The following is a 19,790-nucleotide window of genomic DNA, read 5'->3' as shown; positions in this document are numbered from 1 at the left end:
GCACCTCTTAAATGTGGTACACGTCAATCACCTGACGGATATAGTCATTGTTCAGCCGTACTGTTTTACGCACAATTTGCGGGACGCCGCTTTCTTCAATCAGCGTGCAGTGCGTCGTGCCAAAATACGCATCGGTATTCTGATACCGGTGGCTGTAGGTCACCCAGTTGTAGCGCACCGCCAGGCCTTCCGCCGTTTCGCCCAACAGTTCGACATTCGCGATCATATGGGTGGTACGCGGTTCCGGCGTGCTGGCGCCGGACCGTTCCGTTTTGATGCGATACACCCGATCTTCCAGCCCCTCGCGGTTCGGGTAATAAATAAGCGAGATTTCACGCTGCGGATCGCGGGTCGGTTTATCATCATCTCCCCACGCGGGCATCCAGAACACCACGCCGGGGCTATAGCAGTTCAGCCACGCATCCCACTGGCGATCATCCAGCAACCGCGCTTCGTAATACAGAAACTGACGCACCTGTTCCAGGGTTAACATCAGACTACCTCCACGCGTTGGATGATCGACTGCTCGTAACGTTGCCGCTCTTTTTCGACTGCCGCGAGCATCACGTTTTGCCAGTGATGGTGATGCGCGATATACAGCGCCTCGTCTTCGGACTTCACCCCGCTCAACAGTGGCGTAAAACCGGCGTGACGGGCGTGCTCGTCCGGACCGTCGACCCAGTGCAGCGCGCCGCGGCTCAGATCGCTCCAGGCCAGATTTTCCCCCAGGTATCCACGCTGGCAGGCGCTGAACTCTTCGAGATCGTCAGGGGTTCCCATACCGCTGACATTAAAGAAATCCTCGTATTGACGAATACGTAGCGCCCGCGCTTGATCAGATTCCCCTTTTGGCGCGAAACACCAGATCGTGACTTCCGTTTTGTCTACCGCCAGAGGACGAATAACGCGAATTTGTGTCGAAAACTGATCCATCAGATAGACGTTGGGATACAGGCATAAATTGCGGGTTTCGTTGACCATCTGGTCCGCTCGCCGTTCTCCGAATGTCGCCTGAAGCCGCGCCCGATGATCATAAACCGGGCGCACTTCCGGGTTGATGGCGCGCGTCCAGAGCAGCATGTGGCCATTTTTAAAGCCATAGCCGCCACCGAGGCTTTTTGACCAGCCGTTGGCGTCCACCGCGCGCGTACCGTCCGCTTCATAGTTGCGTCGCGACATCGTCGAGGCATAGTTCCAGTGCACGACGCTGACATGGTAGCCGTCGGCGCCGTTTTCCGCTCCCAGCTTCCAGTTCCCTTCGTAGACATAGCTGGAAGACCCCTTCAGCACTTCCAGCCCTTCCGGCGCCTGGTCGACAATCAGATCGATGATTTTCCGTGTCTCGCCAAGATACTCCTCCAGCGGTTGTACCTCGTCATTGAGGCTACCGAATAAAAATCCACGATAAGACGCAAAGCGTGGCAGGGCTTTTAAATCATGCGATCCGTCCTGCTTAAAAGAGTCTGGATACCCGCCGGTACTTTCATCTTTCGCCTTAAGCAGCTTGCCGTTATTACTGAACGTCCAGCCATGAAACGGACAGGTAAACGAGTTTTTATTTCCGGTTTTACGTCGGCATAACATCGCCCCGCGGTGCGCACAGCTATTAATTAACGCATGGAGGGTCTGCTGCTTGTCGCGCGTAATAATAACGGGCTGGCGGCCCAGCGTCAGAGTATAATAATCGCCGGGTTGCGCGATCTGACTTTCATGCGCCAGAAATACCCAGTTGCCTTCGAATATATGCTTCATTTCAAAATCAAATAATTGGCTATCGGTAAAGATGGAGCGATGACAGCGATAAATATGGTTTTCCCGATCGACAATTAAGGCCTGAGAAATTTTATCTTTTAATGCCGAGAGCGTTTTTTGCATGTGTCTGGTCCTCCTGCATCATTCAGGATTAAGCGTTCAGTGAATCTTTATTGGGCGGTGAATTATTCCAGCGCGCGCAGGCGAGTAATACGCTGTTCTTCTTCGGCGCGCTGCGCCTTGCAGAGCGTAAAGTCGAATCGCACCTCGGTATGTTCTCCTGCCAGTTGACGCTGCGCAATTAATGCGGGATCGGTAACCTTCACCGGATCGGCGATCAGACCATCGCGAGTGGCAAACGCAAAATCGTCCCACAGGTAGCGATCGCCATTAAGGTTAATCTGGCTGGTAAGGTGCTTAAAGCCCGGCGCAGAGACAAAGAAATGGATATGAGCAGGTCGGTTACCGTGGCGGCCCAGACGATCGAGTAACGCCTGGGTAGGGCCATCAGGAGGACAACCGTAGCCGGAAGGCAAAATACTCCGCACGCTGTAGCGTCCTTCCGCGTCGGTGCGAATACGGCGACGCAGGTTATATTCGCTCTGGCTGGGGTCGAAAAATGAATAGTTGCCGAGCGTATTGGCGTGCCAGATGTCCACGATCGCGCCTGCGACGGGGTGTCCCTGCACGTCTTTTACTTCACCGTACAGCCACATGACTTCTCCGTCGTCCAGACCGTCATCCATCCGGTCATGCCCGTCAACCAGCGGCGCGTTTGCAACATACAGTGGCCCTTCAATGGTGCGTGGGGTTCCCGTTTCGGATGACTGGCTGGCTTCGATAGCTTCCTGGCGCAGATCAAGAAAGTGCTCCAGACCCAATCCGGCAGCCAATAACGCCGCTTCCTTACGACCGCCAAGTTCGTGCAGATAATTCACCGCATGCCAGAATTCTTCCTGCGTCACATTGTAGTCGTCAATTAATGTACAGATATTCGTGAGCAAGCGATGAATAATCGATTTAAAACGTTCGTTTCCATCGGTCGAGTTTAATCCGGCGCTTTCACGCAATAAATCCTGAACAGTGTGTTGGTTGATAAATGAATGGCTCATAATGTTTCTCGCTTCTTATTTTCTGTAGGGTCATACCAGAACGTTTTCCGGCGTTCGGCGTAAGGATTATTTATCGCTGTCATGAATCGACGACGGGTGGCGACACAGCGCTTCCACATGAATCTCCATGAAAGGATAAAGCGGCAACCCCATAAGTATTTGATGTAATTCTTCAGCATCCTGAACATCGAAAACGCTGATATTGGCGTACAGCCCTGCGACGCGCCAGATATGGCGCCATTTCCCTTCCCGTTGTAACCGTTGGGAATACGCTTTTTCGCGGGCTTTCATCTCTTCTTGTTCTTTAACCGGCAGTCCGTACGGAATATTGACCGTCATTTCCACTTTAAATAGCATGTTGACCTCCTGTTATTCCCGCTGTGCGCGGGCATAAAAGCGTAATTTATCCTCATCCAGTTCCACGCCCAGTCCGGGCGTTTGCGGCAGCGCCACGTGGCCATTCGCGAAAGACAGCGGTACGCAGACAATGTCATCCTTCAGGAGCAGCGGCCCAAACATCTCCGTTCCCCACGGTAATGACAACGTCGACCAGGCGTGCAGCGACGCGACAGTGCCGATCGTTCCTTCCAGCATGGTGCCGCCATACAAACTGATTCCGGCAGCCTGCGCGACGTGCGCCAGTTTCAACACGCTGGCGGGACCACCCGCTTTGGCGATTTTTAACGCCCAGGCGCCGCTAAACCCCTGCTGTGCCAGACGGTAACCGTCAAAATGGCTGGCGACGGACTCATCGGCCAGAATGGCGGCGTCAGTTTGCTGACTCAGGCGTACCAGCGCCGCGCTGTCCTGCGCGCTGACCGGTTGCTCAATCAGATCGACCCCCATCGCCGCCAGTTCCCGACAGCCTTTCGCGGCGACGGTCGCGTCCCATGCCTGATTGACATCTACCCGAATGCTGGCGCGATCGCCAAGCGCCTCGACAATGGCCCGCGTGTGGCCAAGATCGTCATCAAGCGCATTGGCGCCAATTTTCAGCTTAAACGCCTGGTGTCGACCTTCCTCCAGCAGTCGCTGCCCTTCGGCAATGTCGTTTGCGGTATTCCCGCTTGCCAGTGTCCAGAGTACGGGCAGCGCAGTATTCAGCGCGCCGCCCAGTAGCGCAGAAACGGGCAACCCAAGCGCTTTTGCCTGCGCATCCAGTAGCGCCGTTTCGAGGGCCGATTTCGCAAAAGTATTGCCCTTCACGGCTGCGTTCATCCGCGCCGTCAGCACATTGAGATTATCTGCGGGCTGACCTTTGAGCAGCGGGGTCAGATAATGGCTAATCGCAGACTGGATTGCCTCCGGACTCTCTACGCCGTAGCTCAGCCCGCCGATGGTTGTCGCCTCTCCCAGGCCCTGAATGCCGTCCGAACGGGTGATACGCACGATAACCAGACTCTGACAGCCCATCGTGGTCATTGATAATTTATGGGGGCGGATGGTCGGAACATCGACCAGCCAGCTTTCAATCTCTTCAACGGTTGCGCTCATCATTTCTTCCTGAGAATGCGTGTCATAACTTTTGCGATCGTCATCAATAACGAACGGTGACGGTGCTTTTGACAATAGGGGTCAGCCGGGAAGTGGGTCAACGGCGATAATCGAAATGGTGTGCGATTATCGGCGCGAATGTTACATTGAAGTTAATAATGTGATCCCCGTGGGAAAACGGGGATATTCCGCCTTCCGTCCCCGCACGCGAGGTATAGTGAGTGCGCTATGGCTTCGAATTGCAGCGGAGAGGAATTCAATGAGCGATGAACATCAGCCGACGATCGGCACGCGACAGGCCGCATCGGACCCGAATTTCATGCTGTCGCTGGCGCGCGGTCTGGCGGTACTGAACGCCTTCACCCCGCAGCGTCAGCGCCTGACCATCTCACAACTCAGTCAAAAGACGCAGATTTCACGCGCCGCGGTCAGGCGTTGTCTGTACACTCTCGCCGCACTTGGCATGGTGCACACGCCTGATGGCCGCAGCTATGAGCTGCTTCCGCGCGTTCTGGCCGTAGGCCATGCCTATCTGGCCGGTACGCCGCTGGCGAAAGTGGCGCAGGCGGCATTAGATGATCTTGCCAGAACGCTCGGCGAGTCGTGCTCTGCGGCCACGCTGGACGGCGACAACGTGCTTTACATCGCCCGGGCAGCCATGAACAATTTGCTCAGCGTCGATATCGGGCGCGGGAGTCGTTTACCGGCGTGGGCTACGTCAATGGGACGGGTACTGCTAAGCGCGCTGCCGGAAGAGCAGTTAGAGGTGACACTGTCACGAGCAAGTTTACTGCGTTATACCCCGTATACCCTTTGCGATCGTTCTGCGCTACGCGATGAAATCAGACGGGTGCGGATGCAAGGGTACGCGCTCGCCGATCGTCAGATCGAAGTGGGCTTATGCTCGCTGGCGGTACCGCTGCTTTCGCGTAGCGGCACCCTTGTCGCCGCGTTAAACGTCGGCGTACCGGCTTCATCGATGAGCGCCGACGCACTAAAGCTAAAAGCCCTCGCGCCCTTGCGTCGCGCTGCGATGGAGCTGTCGCTTAAGCTATAAACTGCCGTAATTGAACAGGCGTCCAGCTTTTTGTTACACTGCCATTTTTCGGGAAGATACAGGTACATATGGGCTATCTGCATAAAGATGAGCGTCGTGAAGTGATTTTGCAGGCGGCAATGCGCGTGGGGCTGGAAGACGGATTTAAAGCCATGACGGTCCGACGTATTGCCACCGAGGCGAAAGTCGCCGCTGGTCAGGTACATCATCACTTTACCTCTGCCGGCGATCTGAAATCGCAAGCATTTGTGCGCATTATCAGTACGTTGCTTGACGCAGACGTCCCGGGCGAAGATGCCAGCTGGCGCGCGCGCCTGCATGCTATGCTTGGCAGCGACGACGGCGGTTTCGAACCTTATATCAAACTCTGGCGTGAAGCGCAGATCCTTGCCGACCAGGACGCGGATATCAAAAGCGCCTACCTGCTCACTATGCGCATGTGGCATGAAAAGACCACGGCCATTATTGAAGGTGGACTGGCAGAAGGGGAATTCTCGACGGCAGATGGCCCTGCGGATATTGCCTGGCGTTTGATTGCCCTGGTGTGCGGCCTGGATGGCATGTATGTGCTTGGTCTTCAGGAAATGGCGGATCCCGCTTTTGAACGTCATCTGGATCGTATGATCAGCCTGGAGCTGTTTTCCTGAACCGTAGATGTAAAAACAGTACATCTTTTGTTTACATTTAGTAACACTTAAGCAACTTTTTCTTCCCCTTCGCGCCGCCCGGTTGCGCGTTTTCTATCTATCCTTTCATCAATATTCCTAAAAACATCAATAAATTCTAAAAAGGGCGAATGCACAGCGTGCGTTATGCGCCCTTTGGCCTGCTTTTTTATTTTTTTATGAACGACATGTGCATGCGAGGGGCAATATTGCGCTACAAAATGAGAAAAATAATCGTTATCTCTTGAGTGACTGGAAGCCTGAAAATCCCGCTTTCTGGGAAAATAAAGGAAAACACATCGCACGACGAAATCTCTGGATTTCAGTGGCTTGTCTGTTACTTGCCTTCTGTGTCTGGATGCTTTTTAGCGCGGTGGCGGTCAATCTTAATAAAATTGGTTTTAATTTCACCACCGATCAACTGTTTTTATTAACGGCATTACCCTCTCTCTCTGGCGCAATATTACGCGTCCCCTACTCCTTTATGGTGCCTATATTTGGCGGACGTCGCTGGACAGTTTTCAGCACCGCGATCCTGATTATTCCCTGCGTCTGGCTCGGTTTTGCCGTTCAGAACCCGAATACCCCTTTCGGGGTGTTTATTATTATTGCGCTGCTCTGTGGATTTGCCGGGGCCAACTTTGCTTCCAGCATGGGCAATATCAGCTTCTTTTTTCCAAAGGCGAAACAGGGAAGCGCGCTGGGCGTTAACGGAGGGTTGGGCAACCTCGGGGTGAGCGTAATGCAGTTGGTCGCGCCGCTGGTGATCTTCTTGCCCCTTTTCACCTTCCTCGGCGTGCAGGGCGTTCCGCAGCCTGACGGCAGTCTGCTCTCCCTGGCGAATGCCGCGTGGATCTGGGTGCCGCTACTGGCTATCGCCACTGTCGCCGCCTGGATGGGCACCAACGATATCGCCAGTTCAAAAGCCTCCATCGCCTCGCAGTTACCGGTGCTCAAGCGTTTTCATCTTTGGCTGCTCAGCCTGCTGTATCTGGCGACCTTCGGCTCGTTTATCGGTTTTTCAGCAGGCTTTGCCATGCTGTCCAAAACGCAGTTTCCGGAGGTCGACATTCTGAATCTGGCGTTTTTCGGCCCGTTTATCGGCGCACTGGCGCGCTCTGCTGGCGGTGTGATTTCCGATAAGTTCGGCGGCGTTCGCGTGACGCTGATCAACTTCATCTTTATGGCGCTGTTTTCCGCGCTGCTGTTCCTGACATTGCCCGGTACAGGTTCAGGAAGTTTTATCGCCTTCTACCTCGTCTTTATGGGGCTATTTTTCACGGCGGGCCTGGGCAGCGGCTCCACCTTCCAGATGATTGCCGTGATCTTCCGCCAGCTCACCCTTTACAAAGTCAAACTTCGCGGCGGCACAGATGAGCAGGCGCAGCGTGAAGCGGTGACCGATACCGCGGCGGCATTGGGCTTTATTTCCGCCATTGGCGCGGTCGGCGGCTTCTTTATCCCGAAAGCCTTTGGTACGTCACTGGCAATGACCGGCTCCCCCGTCGGCGCCATGAAAATTTTTCTGGTGTTCTACATCGTCTGCGTACTGGTGACCTGGCTGGTCTACGGTCGCCGCAAACCCACACAACAATAACAACATATTCATCGCTGTTATCAGGCCGGAGAAGGCGCTTGCCCCATCCTCCGGCTTGCAGAACGACGGCAACATTATCGAAGCAGGAGAAATGTCATGAGCAAGCTGTTGGATCGCTTCCGCTATTTTAAATCTAAGGGCGACACCTTCGCTGACGGTCACGGTCAGGTGATGCACACCAACCGCGACTGGGAAGACAGTTATCGTCAACGCTGGCAGTTCGACAAGATTGTGCGTTCCACCCACGGGGTGAACTGTACCGGCTCCTGTAGCTGGAAAATTTATGTGAAAAACGGCCTGGTCACCTGGGAAGTCCAGCAGACCGACTATCCGCGTACCCGTCCGGATCTGCCCAACCACGAACCGCGCGGTTGCCCACGCGGGGCCAGCTATTCGTGGTATTTATACAGTGCCAATCGTCTGAAGTACCCGTTAGTGCGCAAGCGCCTGATCGAACTGTGGCGCGAAGCGTTGACCCAGTGCAGCGACCCGGTACTGGCCTGGGAATCGATCATGAACGACCCGCAGAAATGCATGAGTTACAAACAGGTGCGCGGGCGTGGCGGATTTATCCGGTCCAACTGGAAAGAGTTGAATCAACTGATCGCGGCGGCCAACGTCTGGACGATAAAAACCTACGGTCCGGACCGCGTTGCCGGATTTTCGCCGATCCCGGCCATGTCGATGGTGTCCTATGCCGCCGGAACCCGTTATCTCTCGCTGCTCGGCGGGACCTGCCTGAGCTTCTATGACTGGTATTGCGACCTGCCGCCTGCATCGCCCATGACGTGGGGCGAACAGACCGATGTGCCGGAATCCGCCGACTGGTACAACTCCAGCTACATCATTGCCTGGGGATCAAACGTCCCCCAGACCCGAACCCCGGACGCCCACTTCTTTACCGAAGTCCGCTACAAAGGCACGAAAACCGTTGCCATTACGCCTGACTTTTCGGAGGTCGCCAAGCTGAGCGACCAGTGGCTGGCGCCGAAGCAAGGCACCGACAGCGCGCTGGCGATGGCGATGGGCCACGTCATTCTCAAAGAGTTCCATCTCGATAACCCCAGCGACTACTTCCTCAACTATTGCCGCCGCTATACCGACATGCCGATGCTGGTTTTGCTGGATGCGCGCGAGGATGGCAGCTTCGTTCCGGGCCGCATGATGCGTGCGTCCGATTTGGTCGGCGGTCTCGGCGAAGCCAACAATCCGGAATGGAAAACCGTGGCATACAACAGCGTCGGTGAGTTAGTTGCGCCCAACGGCTCAATTGGCTTCCGCTGGGGTGAAAAAGGCAAATGGAACCTCGAGCCGCTGGCGGCAGGCCACGAAACCGAACTGACACTGTCGCTGCTCGGTCAACATGACGAGGTCCTGGGGGTGGCGTTCCCCTATTTCGGAGGGAACGAAAACCCGCATTTCCGTAGCGTGAAGCAGGAACCGGTGTTGGTCCGTCAGTTGCCAGTGAAACGCCTGACGCTTGCTGACGGCAGCAGTTGTCCGGTGGTAAGCGTCTATGATCTGGTGCTCGCCAACTACGGCCTCGATCGTGGGCTGGACGATGCGTACGGCGCGAAAGATTATGCGGAAGTGAAAGCCTATACGCCCGCCTGGGCGGAACAGATCACCGGCGTACCGCGTTACCATATTGAAACCATTGCCCGCGAATTTGCCGATACGGCGCATAAAACCCACGGGCGTTCGATGATTATCCTCGGTGCCGGCGTTAACCACTGGTATCACATGGACATGAACTACCGCGGAATGATCAACATCCTCGTGTTCTGCGGCTGTGTCGGACAAAGCGGCGGCGGCTGGGCGCACTACGTCGGCCAGGAAAAACTGCGTCCGCAGACTGGCTGGCTGCCGCTGGCCTTCGCGCTGGACTGGAACCGTCCGCCGCGCCAGATGAACAGTACCTCATTCTTCTATAATCACGCCAGCCAGTGGCGTTATGAGAAGCTCACTGCGCAGGAGCTTCTCTCACCGTTAGCCGACCCGGCGAAATTTACCGGCCATTTAATTGACTTCAACGTGCGGGCTGAGCGTATGGGCTGGCTGCCGTCCGCGCCGCAGCTCAATCTTAACCCGCTGACGCTAAAAACCCGTGCGGAAAAAGCCGGTCTGTCACCCGTGGATTACACCGTGCAGGCGCTGAAATCGGGCGATATCCGCTTTGCCTGCGAACAGCCGGACAGCGGTAATAACCACCCGCGCAACCTGTTTGTCTGGCGCTCGAACCTCCTCGGCTCATCCGGCAAAGGGCATGAATACATGCTCAAATATTTGCTCGGGACCGAAAGCGGCATTCAGGGTGAAGCGCTCGGCTCTAGCGAGGGGATTAAGCCGGAAGAAGTGGAATGGCAGTCTGCCGCCATTGAAGGCAAGCTGGATCTGCTGGTCACGCTCGACTTTCGAATGTCCAGCACCTGCCTGTTCTCCGATATCGTGTTGCCGACCGCCACCTGGTACGAAAAAGATGATATGAACACGTCGGATATGCACCCGTTTATTCACCCGCTGTCGGCGGCGGTGGATCCCGCGTGGGAATCGCGCAGCGACTGGGAGATCTACAAGGGCATCGCTAAAGTCTTTTCCGAAGTGTGTGTCGGCCATCTGGGTCAGGAAACCGACGTGGTGTTGCAGCCGTTGCAGCACGACTCCCCGGCAGAATTGTCGCAACCGTTTGATATCCTTGACTGGCGCAAAAACGAGTGCGATCTGATCCCCGGCAAAACCGCGCCCAACCTGGTGGTCGTGGAACGCGACTACCCCGCCACTTACGAGCGCTTCACCTCGCTCGGCCCGCTGATGGATAAACTGGGCAACGGCGGCAAGGGCATCACCTGGAATACCGAGGCGGAAGTCGAATTCCTCGGTAAACTGAACTATACCAAGCGCGAAGGCCCGGCTAAAGGCCGACCGCGGATCGACACCGCGCTGGACGCGTCCGAAGTGATCCTTGCGCTGGCGCCGGAAACCAACGGTCAGGTGGCGGTGAAAGCGTGGGAAGCGCTCGGCGCGATGACCGGGCGCGAACATACTCATCTGGCGCTGAATAAAGAAGATGAGAAGATCCGTTTTCGTGATATTCAGGCGCAGCCGCGCAAAATCATCTCCAGCCCCACCTGGTCCGGTCTGGAAAGCGAACATGTCTCTTATAACGCGGGTTACACCAACGTCCACGAACTGATCCCCTGGCGCACCCTTTCTGGCCGCCAGCAGTTGTATCAGGATCATCAGTGGATGCGCGCATTCGGTGAAAGCCTTGTCGCCTATCGACCGCCGATAGACACCCGCAGCGTCAGCGAAATGCGCGAGATCCCGCCCAACGGCTTCCCGGAAAAAGCGCTCAACTTCCTGACGCCCCATCAGAAATGGGGCATCCACTCTACGTATAGCGAAAACCTGCTCATGCTGACGCTGTCACGTGGGGGACCGATTGTCTGGATCAGCGAAACCGACGCCCGCGAGCTGGGCATTGAAGACAACGACTGGATTGAAGCCTTCAACGCCAACGGCGCACTGACCGCTCGCGCGGTGGTCAGCCAGCGTGTACCGCCGGGGATGACCATGATGTATCACGCCCAAGAACGCATCATGAATATTCCGGGGTCAGAAATTACCGGGATGCGTGGCGGTATTCATAACTCGGTAACCCGCGTCTGTCCGAAACCCACACACATGATCGGCGGCTACGCTCAACTGGCCTATGGCTTTAACTACTATGGCACCGTCGGCTCTAACCGCGACGAGTTCATCATGATTCGAAAAATGAAAAATATCGACTGGCTGGATGATGAAGGTCGCAATCAGGTACAGGAGGCGAAAAAATGAAAATACGCTCACAGGTTGGGATGGTGCTTAACCTCGATAAATGCATTGGCTGCCACACCTGCTCTGTCACCTGTAAAAACGTCTGGACCGGACGTGAAGGGATGGAATACGCATGGTTTAACAACGTCGAAACCAAACCGGGTATCGGGTATCTGAAAAACTGGGAAGACCAGGAGGAGTGGCAAGGCGGCTGGGTTCGCGACGTGAACGGTAAAATACGTCCGCGCATGGGCGGAAAAATGGGCGTCATCACCAAAATCTTCGCAAACCCGGTTGTGCCGCAGATAGACGACTACTATGAGCCCTTTACTTTTGACTATCAGCACCTGCACAGCGCGCCGGAGGGTAAACACCAGCCGACCGCCCGCCCGCGCTCGTTGATTGACGGTAAGCGGATGGACAAAATTATCTGGGGGCCAAACTGGGAAGAACTGCTTGGCGGCGAGTTTGAAAAGCGCGCCCGTGACCGTAACTTCGACAAGATCCAGAAGGAAATGTACGGGCAGTTTGAAAACACCTTCATGATGTATCTGCCCCGCCTTTGCGAACATTGTCTGAACCCAAGCTGCGTCGCCACTTGCCCGAGCGGCGCGATCTATAAGCGTGAAGAAGACGGCATCGTGCTGATCGACCAGGACAAGTGCCGCGGCTGGCGTCTGTGCATTAGCGGCTGCCCGTACAAAAAAATCTACTTCAACTGGAAGAGCGGCAAGTCTGAGAAATGCATCTTCTGCTATCCGCGCATTGAGTCCGGGCAGCCAACCGTGTGTTCTGAAACCTGTGTTGGGCGCATTCGCTACCTCGGCGTGTTGCTGTATGACGCAGACCGCATCGAAGAAGCCGCCAGCACCGAGCATGAAACCGATCTGTATGAGCGTCAGTGCGACGTGTTCCTGAACCCGAACGACCCGGCGGTGATTGAAGAGGCCTTGAAACAGGGTATTCCGCAGAACGTGATCGACGCGGCGCAGCGTTCCCCTGTCTATAAAATGGCGATGGACTGGAAACTGGCGTTGCCGCTGCATCCGGAATACCGCACCTTGCCGATGGTCTGGTACGTCCCGCCGCTGTCGCCGATTCAGTCTTACGCCGACGCCGGAGGGCTGCCGCCGTCAAATGGCGTACTTCCGGCGATCGAAAGCCTGCGCATTCCGGTGCAGTACCTTGCGAATATGCTCAGCGCAGGCGATACCGGCCCGGTGCTGCGCGCCCTGAAGCGCATGATGGCCATGCGTCATTACATGCGTTCGCAAACAGTGGAAGGCGTGACGGATACCCGCGCCATTGAGGAAGTGGGCCTGAGCGTCGAACAGGTCGAGGAGATGTATCGCTATCTGGCGATCGCCAACTACGAAGACCGTTTCGTGATCCCGACCAGCCATCGCGAGATGGCGCGCGACGCCTTCCCCGAGCGCAACGGCTGCGGCTTTACCTTTGGCGACGGCTGCCACGGTTCCGACACCAAGTTCAACCTGTTCAACAGTAGCCGCATTGACGCCATCAACATCACCGAAGTGCGTGATAAAGCGGAGGGAGAATAATGCAAATCCTCAAAGCGATCGGTCTGTTGATGGAATACCCGGATGAGTTTCTCTGGGAATGCAAAGACGAAGTGCTGGCGATGGTGCGTCACGACGCGCCTGCGCTCAACGGCTTCGCCACCGACATGCTCAACGCCCCGCTGCTGGATAAGCAGGCCGAATGGTGTGAGGTCTTTGACCGGGGCCGCGCCACGTCGCTGCTGCTGTTTGAACATGTCCACGCCGAGTCCCGCGATCGCGGCCAGGCGATGGTCGATCTGATGACCCAGTACGAGAAAGTGGGTCTGCAACTCGACTGTCGCGAACTTCCCGACCATTTGCCGCTGTATCTCGAATATCTCAGCATTTTGTCGGAAGCCGACGCGCGCGAAGGTCTGCAAAACGTCGCGCCGATTCTGGCGTTACTGGGAGGGAGGCTGAAACAGCGCGGCGCCCCGTGGTATCAATTGTTCGATGCCCTGCTGAGCCTCGCCGGAAGCCCGCTTTCAAGTGACAGTGTCACGCCACAGGTAACGCAAGAAAGCCGTGATGACACTTGCCAGGCGCTCGATGCCGTCTGGGAAGAAGAACAGGTGAAGTTTATTGAAGATAACGCCACAGCCTGTGACAGCTCACCGTTACAGCAATATCAACGACGCTTTAGCCAGGACGTGGCGCCGCAGTACGTCGACGTCAGTGCGGGAGGCCCGAAATGATACAGTACCTGAACGTCTTTTTTTACGATATCTACCCTTACATCTGCGCGACCGTTTTTTTTCTCGGTAGTTGGCTGCGGTATGATTATGGTCAGTACACCTGGCGCGCCTCGTCCAGCCAGATGCTGGATAAGCGCGGCATGGTGGTCTGGTCGAACCTGTTCCACATCGGCATACTCGGCATTTTCTTCGGCCATCTTTTCGGCATGTTGACACCGCACTGGATGTACGCCTGGTTTTTGCCGATCGCGGTCAAACAGCAAATGGCGATGGTTCTCGGCGGCGTGTGCGGTGTACTGACGCTCATTGGCGGCGCTGGTTTGCTCTGGCGTCGTCTCACCAACCAGCGCGTCCGCGCCACCTCGACCACGCCTGACATTATCATCATGAGCATCCTGCTGATCCAGTGCCTGCTTGGGCTGAGTACTATTCCGTTTTCAGCCCAATATCCTGACGGCAGTGAAATGATGAAGCTGGTTGGCTGGGCACAGAGTATTGTCACCTTCCGTGGCGGCTCGTCAGAAATGCTTAATGGCGTTGCCTTTGTTTTCCGCGTCCATCTGGTGTTGGGGATGACCATTTTTCTGCTGTTCCCGTTCACCCGTCTGGTACACGTCTGGAGCGCGCCGTTTGAATATTTTACCCGCCGATACCAGATAGTCCGTTCTCGCCGATAAGTTTTTTCGCCCGGTAGCGCCTCGCCTGCCGGGTTTATTTCCTTAAGTATCATTCTCTGTTTCCTTAACACGGCGGCGCTGTATTTAAGAAATGACGAAGATTTGCGTGCCACAGTTTAAAATTCTCTTAAATACTTTAAATACCGCATCTCTGACCAGCACTCGGCGCCCGCCCGAGCCATTAATGCTGGTGACGAGTTAAAATCATTTCATTTGCCTTCGCTTAAGCAGAATTAGACAATTTTCCTGCCGTTCTACCTTTCTTTCTATGAAATAAATAACAGACGCCAGGACTGGTGTCTTATCTACGCATTACTCAAGGATACTGGAATTTATCTATGAAGATACCTGCCTTATCACCCCAAATTAAACCCAAAAAAATTGCTTTATTATTAAGTGCATTATTAGCCACTACAACCTTTTCTGCTTTTTCCGCGCCAGTAAAATATACTCTCGACGCCAGCACGCCCAGCGACCAACGCACGGTGAATATCACCAATGGGGATGAAATCTCAAGAATTGATATTAACGTTGCTGATGGTCGCGTTGATTTCGCCGACAATATCACAATGAACAGTACCGGCGTAGTTAACGCAACAGGTTCCCAAAACGTCTGGTTCGCTTATCTTAAAGCCGGTGAAATAAATCTGGGTAATCATTTTACCCTTAACTTCGACCCGCGCACGAATGGGACCTATTCGACTTCCGATGGTATTGCCCTGTACGGCACCGGCAAACTGACCGCCGAAAATTACACCTTCATTAACATGAATGACGGCGAAGAATCGGACGGGCTGTACGTTGGCGATAATGCCCGGGCCGACCTGAAAGGCCTGACCACCATCAGAGGCGGCGGTATCAGCGCCGGATCGCAGGGGATTTTAAACGCCGAGAATATTGATATCGCGTATACCCGTCCCGGCATCCGTGAATCTGGCGACTCAACCGATACCGGCATGGCTTTATGGGGCGGGAAAGTCACCGTCACCGGTAACACCACCATTAATATTGTCTCCCCCACCTTTTATCTGGAAGGGATTCGCACATATACCGACCTGGAGTTGGCCGGACATACGGATATTCAGTTAACCAGTAATTCAACTGACCGCTACTCTGATGTCACAGGCATTCTTATTTTCGACTCGTTCACCAGTTCCTCCCTGAGCGGTAAGCGTGTTTTCAACGATGTCAGTATCAAAATTAAAAGCACCACCGAGGAAGGCTACGCTGATGGCCTGACATACCTCGGCGGCAACGGTAAACATACCGATCTGATTATCAATAAAATTGATATTGATAGCTCGGGAAATGATATTGTCCGCGGTATTTATTTGTGGGGTGACGATCCCGCTGAGACGGCTACGCATCGTATCAACGATGCGAAAATAACGTTATCCGGCAATGATAAGGCAACGCTGTGGGGCTTTTTTAGCGCCAACGTGAATCAGGATGACGGTATCGTGCAATGGGACGCCGATACGATCGTCGGCAACATCGCCATTACCTCTAAGGGGGGTAAAGAGTCATATCTGCTTTATCAGGCGGACGCCCTGTTTACTGGCGATGTCATTTTAGGTGATCGGAACGCCTATGAGTCTGTCGCCGATACGCTGTACTCCATTTATGGACGCTGGGGTTCAACGGATATCACTAACAATAATAAGCTGGTTGCATGGGGTAAAATGCTGGTCCGCGGCGACCATGCGATTAACATTGTGTCTGGCGATAACTCCTACATTTATGGCGACACGGCTATTGAAGAACAAGGTTCCATCAATATGGAACTGAATGGTAGCAACAGCCGCTGGGATATGGTTGCCAACTCTACACTGACCACGCTGACCCTGAACGACGCCACGCTGAATTTCATGCCTGGCGACACCGCCTCCCGCACGCTGACCCGCGACGCGGCAACGTTCAAAACCCTGACGGTGAACGGTGATTACGCCGGTAATAACGGTAATCTCGTGATGAACACCCAACTGGGCGATGATGCATCACCCACCGACAAGCTGGTTGTGCAGGGCAATACCTCCGGTAACACGAACGTGACGGTGCTGAACGCGGGCGGCGCAGGCGGCCTGACAACGAACGGTATCGAACTGATCAGTGTGGCGGGTAATTCTGACGGCGTGTTTACCCAAAACGGACGTATCGTGGCGGGTGCCTATGACTACACCCTGGCGCGTGGTGAAGGCCAGAACGACAAGAACTGGTATCTGACCAGCGCGCTATCGACAGAACCGCAACCAGAGCCGCAAGAGCCGCTGGCGCCTGTTGATCCGGTAGAGCCTTCCCCAACCCCGCGCGAAAACGCGGTGCGTCCGGAGGCGGGTCTGTACGGCATGAACCTGCAGGCGGCGAACACGATGTTTAACACCCGTCTGCACGACCGCCTGGGCGAAACCCACTACGTCGACGCCCTGACCGGTGAGAAAGCGGTGACCAGCCTGTGGCTGCGCAACGTAGGTGGTCACACCCGGCAGAAAGACAGCAGCGGCCAGCTGGATATGCAGGCCAACCGCTATGTGATGCAGCTTGGCGGCGACATCGCCCAGTGGTCTTCCGACAACACCGACCGTTTCCACCTTGGTCTGATGGCGGGCTACGCCAACCAGAAGGCACGGGCGGAAAACCAGCGTAACGGCAACCGCGCCGACAGCCGCATCAACGGTTACAGCGTCGGTCTGTACGGCACCTGGCTGCAGGACAACGCCACCCACGAAGGCGCGTATGTCGATACCTGGGCGCAGTACAGCTGGTTTGACAACACCATTTCCGGTCGCGGCGTCGAATCCGAAGAGTACGACTCAAAAGGCTTCACCGCGTCGGTGGAATCCGGCTACACCTGGAAACTGGCGGACATCAGCGAGCGTAACGCGCTGTACATCCAGCCGAAAGCGCAGGTCACCTGGATGGGCGTGAAGGCGGACGAACACCGCGAAGCCAACGGCACCCGCGTGGAAGGCCACGGCGACGGTAACGTGCAGACCCGCGTCGGCGTGCGTCTGTTCGGCAAGGGCCACAACAAACTGGATGACGGCAAAGACCGCACCTTCCAGCCGTTTGTCGAAGCGAACTGGATCCACAACAGTAAAGAGTTCGGCGTGTCGATGAACGGTGACAACGTGGATCTGGACGGCACCCGCAATATCGGCGAGCTGAAGGCCGGTGTGGAAGGCCAGCTGACGAAGAACGTCTCCCTGTGGGGCAACATCGCCCAGCAGGTCGGTGATAAAGGCTACAGCGACACCTCGGCGATGCTCGGCATTAAAGCGTCGTTCTGATAAATACGGCCCGGTGGCGCAATGCTTCCGGGCCTGTGACTTACTTCCCCGCCTCCGGATGTGTATCAAACGCCGCCATCACCCTTGCCAGTTCAGCTTCACTGATCCCATGCTTTGCATCGTCTACCCCGAGCCCAAAACGATCCTGGAGTAAGTCATACAGTGACGCGACGTCCGGACAGTGAATCTGCTCAACCGCGTGCCCGTGTTCATAATGGGTAAAGTGGAAATTGGTGAGCGTCAGCTTGCCGCCATCAGGCAAATGACGGCACATCAGCAAATGATGGCGAAAATGCGACTGCGGCCAGTGCGCGGACCAGAAGTTGCCCATCACATAATCGCTCTGATGCTGAATAACCAGATCGAAACGGTACATCGACTGCCAGTGCGTGTGATGACGGAATTGCAAAATCCAGTCTTCGCCTTCCTGCAACAGTCGGTACTCACCATGCGGCGTCTGCTGTGGGATGTCCGCAAGCAGGCGAATCGGCGCAGTCAGCGTCTGTCCGCCAAAACCAACATCCGCGATCCACGCTTCGCCGTCCACTTCGACTAACAGCAGACGATGGGTTCGCGGCGGCAGGCTCGGCGGATTCGACAGCACAACCCGCCCCAGCAAGCTGCGAACGGTAAACCCCAGTTCGCGTAAGACCCGCTCGAATACGCCATTTTGCTCAAAACAGTAGCCGCCACGGCGGGCGCCGATCAGTTTCTCCGCCAGCGACTGCTCGTCCAGTTGCATTTCGCGCGGCAGCAGAACGTCCAGGTTTTCAAAAGGAATAGTACAGTTATGCTGTAAGTGCAGCGCCCGTAGCGTCTCAAGGGTGACGTCGGTCGGCCCGGACCAGTTCAGGCGGGCGAAGTAGGCATTCAGGATGGGGGTCATCGGGGTTCCTGCGGTGATCCGGTAAGGTGCGAAAGAGTATAAACGATGGATCCCGAAAGAGACGTCACTTATTGTGCAAATTGGCGCCCGGCCACTTATCATTAATACTCAGAAAACACTTTGCGAGACAACCCGATGAGTCGATTCCGCCCTGTCGAATTACGCCACGCCAGCCGCCTGCTTAATCACGGTCCCACGGTGTTGATCACCAGTCGCGACGACGCCAGCGCAAGACGCAATATCATGGCCGCCGCCTGGTCAATGCCGGTTGAATTTGAGCCGCCTCGTATCGCGATAGTGGTGGATAAATCAACCTGGTCACGCGAGCTGATTGAGCGCAGCGGCCTGTTCGGCATCGTCATACCCGGCGTAGCGGCGACCAACTGGACATGGGCTGTCGGCAGCGTTTCCGGGCGCGACGAGGACAAGTTCAACTGTTATGGTATTCCGGTGGTAAACGGCCCGGTGCTTGGCCTGCCGTTAGTCGAAGAAAAATGCCTTGCGTGGATGGAATGCCGCCTGCTTCCCGCCACCGCCGCCCAGGAAAAATACGATACTCTGTTTGGTGAAGTGGTTTCTGCCGCTGCGGATGCGCGGGCGTTCACGGAAGGCCGCTGGCAGTTCGATGACGATAAACGTAATACCCTGCACCACCTCGGCGCGGGTACGTTTGTAACCAGCGGTAAACGCGTCACTGCGGGCTAATTACGCCTTTATTACCGTCACGCCTTTCGCCCGCATGGCGGTGATCCAGCCGTTATCGGTGTTACCTTCCACCACGACGGTGTTGATCAACGACACATCGCCAATGGCGAATGGCTCGCCTTGCCGCTGGAGAAAGCGGCGGGTTCAACCTCGCTGGGCGATGATATCAGCGAAGCGATGCTCTATCCGGTCGCACATCGGTTGATCACCCGCTGTAACGCCATTTATCGTATTCCCGGCGCTTCCCGAGGCGCGGATAAAGATATCGAGATCGCCCGTCAACTGGGACTGAACGTCTACACCACTCTGGAGGCTATTCCGCAGGCCTGATGATAAATTGTGCAGATATCAAACACCTGCCGGTATCTGCACCGCCTTGCCGTCCTTGCGAAGCCCACTATAGTTAATGTTGCATTACCTCAAATTTCCACGCCAACCCTCCGTTGTGCATGACATACCTAAAAGCCTATCCGCCATTCTAAAGA

The 19,790-nt window shown here is 55.5% G+C and carries 15 protein-coding genes and 1 pseudogene; 10 read left to right on the top strand and 6 right to left on the bottom strand.

Annotated elements, in window-relative coordinates; translation table 11 throughout:
• Positions 1 to 7: 7 nt before the first annotated feature.
• From benB to JY391_RS11085, 5 genes are all read right to left on the bottom strand, one after another.
• Positions 8 to 493: a benzoate 1,2-dioxygenase small subunit gene (gene benB, locus JY391_RS11105; protein WP_211935741.1), complete on the bottom strand. Its 486-nt coding sequence runs from the start codon at positions 491 to 493 to the stop codon at positions 8 to 10.
• Positions 493 to 1,875, bottom strand: a complete 1,383-nt coding sequence (locus tag JY391_RS11100; protein ID WP_211935740.1) for a Rieske 2Fe-2S domain-containing protein — start codon at positions 1,873 to 1,875, stop codon at positions 493 to 495. Before JY391_RS11100 ends, benB begins: the two co-directional genes overlap by 1 nt.
• Positions 1,876 to 1,937: 62 nt before the next feature.
• Complete coding sequence (gene catA, locus JY391_RS11095; RefSeq protein WP_211935739.1) at positions 1,938 to 2,864, bottom strand: catechol 1,2-dioxygenase; 927 nt, start codon at positions 2,862 to 2,864, stop codon at positions 1,938 to 1,940.
• A gap of 66 nt (positions 2,865 to 2,930) precedes the next feature.
• Positions 2,931 to 3,221: a muconolactone Delta-isomerase gene (gene catC / locus JY391_RS11090; protein ID WP_042283075.1), complete on the bottom strand. Its 291-nt coding sequence runs from the start codon at positions 3,219 to 3,221 to the stop codon at positions 2,931 to 2,933.
• Between the two features lie 12 nt (positions 3,222 to 3,233).
• A complete protein-coding gene (locus JY391_RS11085) occupies positions 3,234 to 4,406 on the bottom strand; it encodes a muconate cycloisomerase family protein (protein ID WP_167333849.1) in 1,173 nt (390 codons plus the stop codon).
• 211 nt (positions 4,407 to 4,617) lie between these two features.
• Between JY391_RS11085 and JY391_RS11080 the strand changes: the two genes are divergently transcribed.
• The 8 genes from JY391_RS11080 to JY391_RS11045 all read left to right on the top strand — a co-directional run bounded on the left by JY391_RS11080 (position 4,618) and on the right by JY391_RS11045 (position 17,714).
• The gene (locus tag JY391_RS11080; protein WP_042283082.1) at positions 4,618 to 5,415 is read left to right on the top strand and encodes an IclR family transcriptional regulator domain-containing protein; all 798 of its coding nucleotides are present in this window, start codon (positions 4,618 to 4,620) and stop codon (positions 5,413 to 5,415) included.
• 68 nt (positions 5,416 to 5,483) lie between these two features.
• Positions 5,484 to 6,062 (top strand): TetR family transcriptional regulator, encoded by a 579-nt coding sequence (locus JY391_RS11075; RefSeq protein WP_042283084.1) that lies wholly within the window; start codon positions 5,484 to 5,486, stop codon positions 6,060 to 6,062.
• A 226-nt stretch (positions 6,063 to 6,288) separates the two neighbouring features.
• Positions 6,289 to 7,677 carry a NarK family nitrate/nitrite MFS transporter gene (locus tag JY391_RS11070; RefSeq protein ID WP_042283087.1) on the top strand — a complete coding sequence of 463 codons (1,389 nt, stop codon included), beginning with the start codon at positions 6,289 to 6,291 and terminating at the stop codon, positions 7,675 to 7,677.
• 96 nt (positions 7,678 to 7,773) lie between these two features.
• Positions 7,774 to 11,514, top strand: coding sequence for a nitrate reductase subunit alpha (locus JY391_RS11065; protein WP_211935738.1), 3,741 nt, complete (start codon positions 7,774 to 7,776; stop codon positions 11,512 to 11,514).
• On the top strand, positions 11,511 to 13,055 hold the full coding sequence (narH, locus tag JY391_RS11060; RefSeq protein ID WP_211935737.1) for a nitrate reductase subunit beta: 1,545 nt from the start codon (positions 11,511 to 11,513) through the stop codon (positions 13,053 to 13,055). Before JY391_RS11065 ends, narH begins: the two co-directional genes overlap by 4 nt.
• A complete protein-coding gene (narW, locus tag JY391_RS11055; RefSeq protein ID WP_211935736.1) occupies positions 13,055 to 13,750 on the top strand; it encodes a nitrate reductase molybdenum cofactor assembly chaperone in 696 nt (231 codons plus the stop codon). The genes narH and narW overlap by 1 nt, the downstream gene beginning before the upstream one ends.
• The gene (narI, locus tag JY391_RS11050; protein WP_042283097.1) at positions 13,747 to 14,427 is read left to right on the top strand and encodes a respiratory nitrate reductase subunit gamma; all 681 of its coding nucleotides are present in this window, start codon (positions 13,747 to 13,749) and stop codon (positions 14,425 to 14,427) included. The genes narW and narI overlap by 4 nt, the downstream gene beginning before the upstream one ends.
• A 338-nt stretch (positions 14,428 to 14,765) precedes the next feature.
• Positions 14,766 to 17,714: an autotransporter outer membrane beta-barrel domain-containing protein gene (locus JY391_RS11045; protein ID WP_211935735.1), complete on the top strand. Its 2,949-nt coding sequence runs from the start codon at positions 14,766 to 14,768 to the stop codon at positions 17,712 to 17,714.
• Positions 17,715 to 17,754: 40 nt separating this feature from the next.
• Here the strand turns inward: JY391_RS11045 and nhoA are convergent, their stop codons facing one another.
• Positions 17,755 to 18,600 (bottom strand): N-hydroxyarylamine O-acetyltransferase, encoded by an 846-nt coding sequence (nhoA, locus tag JY391_RS11040; RefSeq protein ID WP_211935734.1) that lies wholly within the window; start codon positions 18,598 to 18,600, stop codon positions 17,755 to 17,757.
• A 135-nt stretch (positions 18,601 to 18,735) separates the two neighbouring features.
• Between nhoA and JY391_RS11035 the strand changes: the two genes are divergently transcribed.
• A complete protein-coding gene (locus JY391_RS11035; protein WP_042283101.1) occupies positions 18,736 to 19,305 on the top strand; it encodes a flavin reductase family protein in 570 nt (189 codons plus the stop codon).
• 105 nt (positions 19,306 to 19,410) lie between these two features.
• Positions 19,411 to 19,635: pseudogene (locus JY391_RS11030) on the top strand (NUDIX hydrolase); the annotation flags it as partial.
• Positions 19,636 to 19,790: the final 155 nt, after the last annotated feature.

The sequence above is a fragment of the Citrobacter sedlakii genome, assembly GCF_018128425.1.
Taxonomy (GTDB): Bacteria; Pseudomonadota; Gammaproteobacteria; order Enterobacterales; family Enterobacteriaceae; genus Citrobacter_A; species Citrobacter_A sedlakii.
Note: the sequence above shows the minus strand (reverse complement) of the source record. Positions and strands in the feature narration are given on the sequence as shown.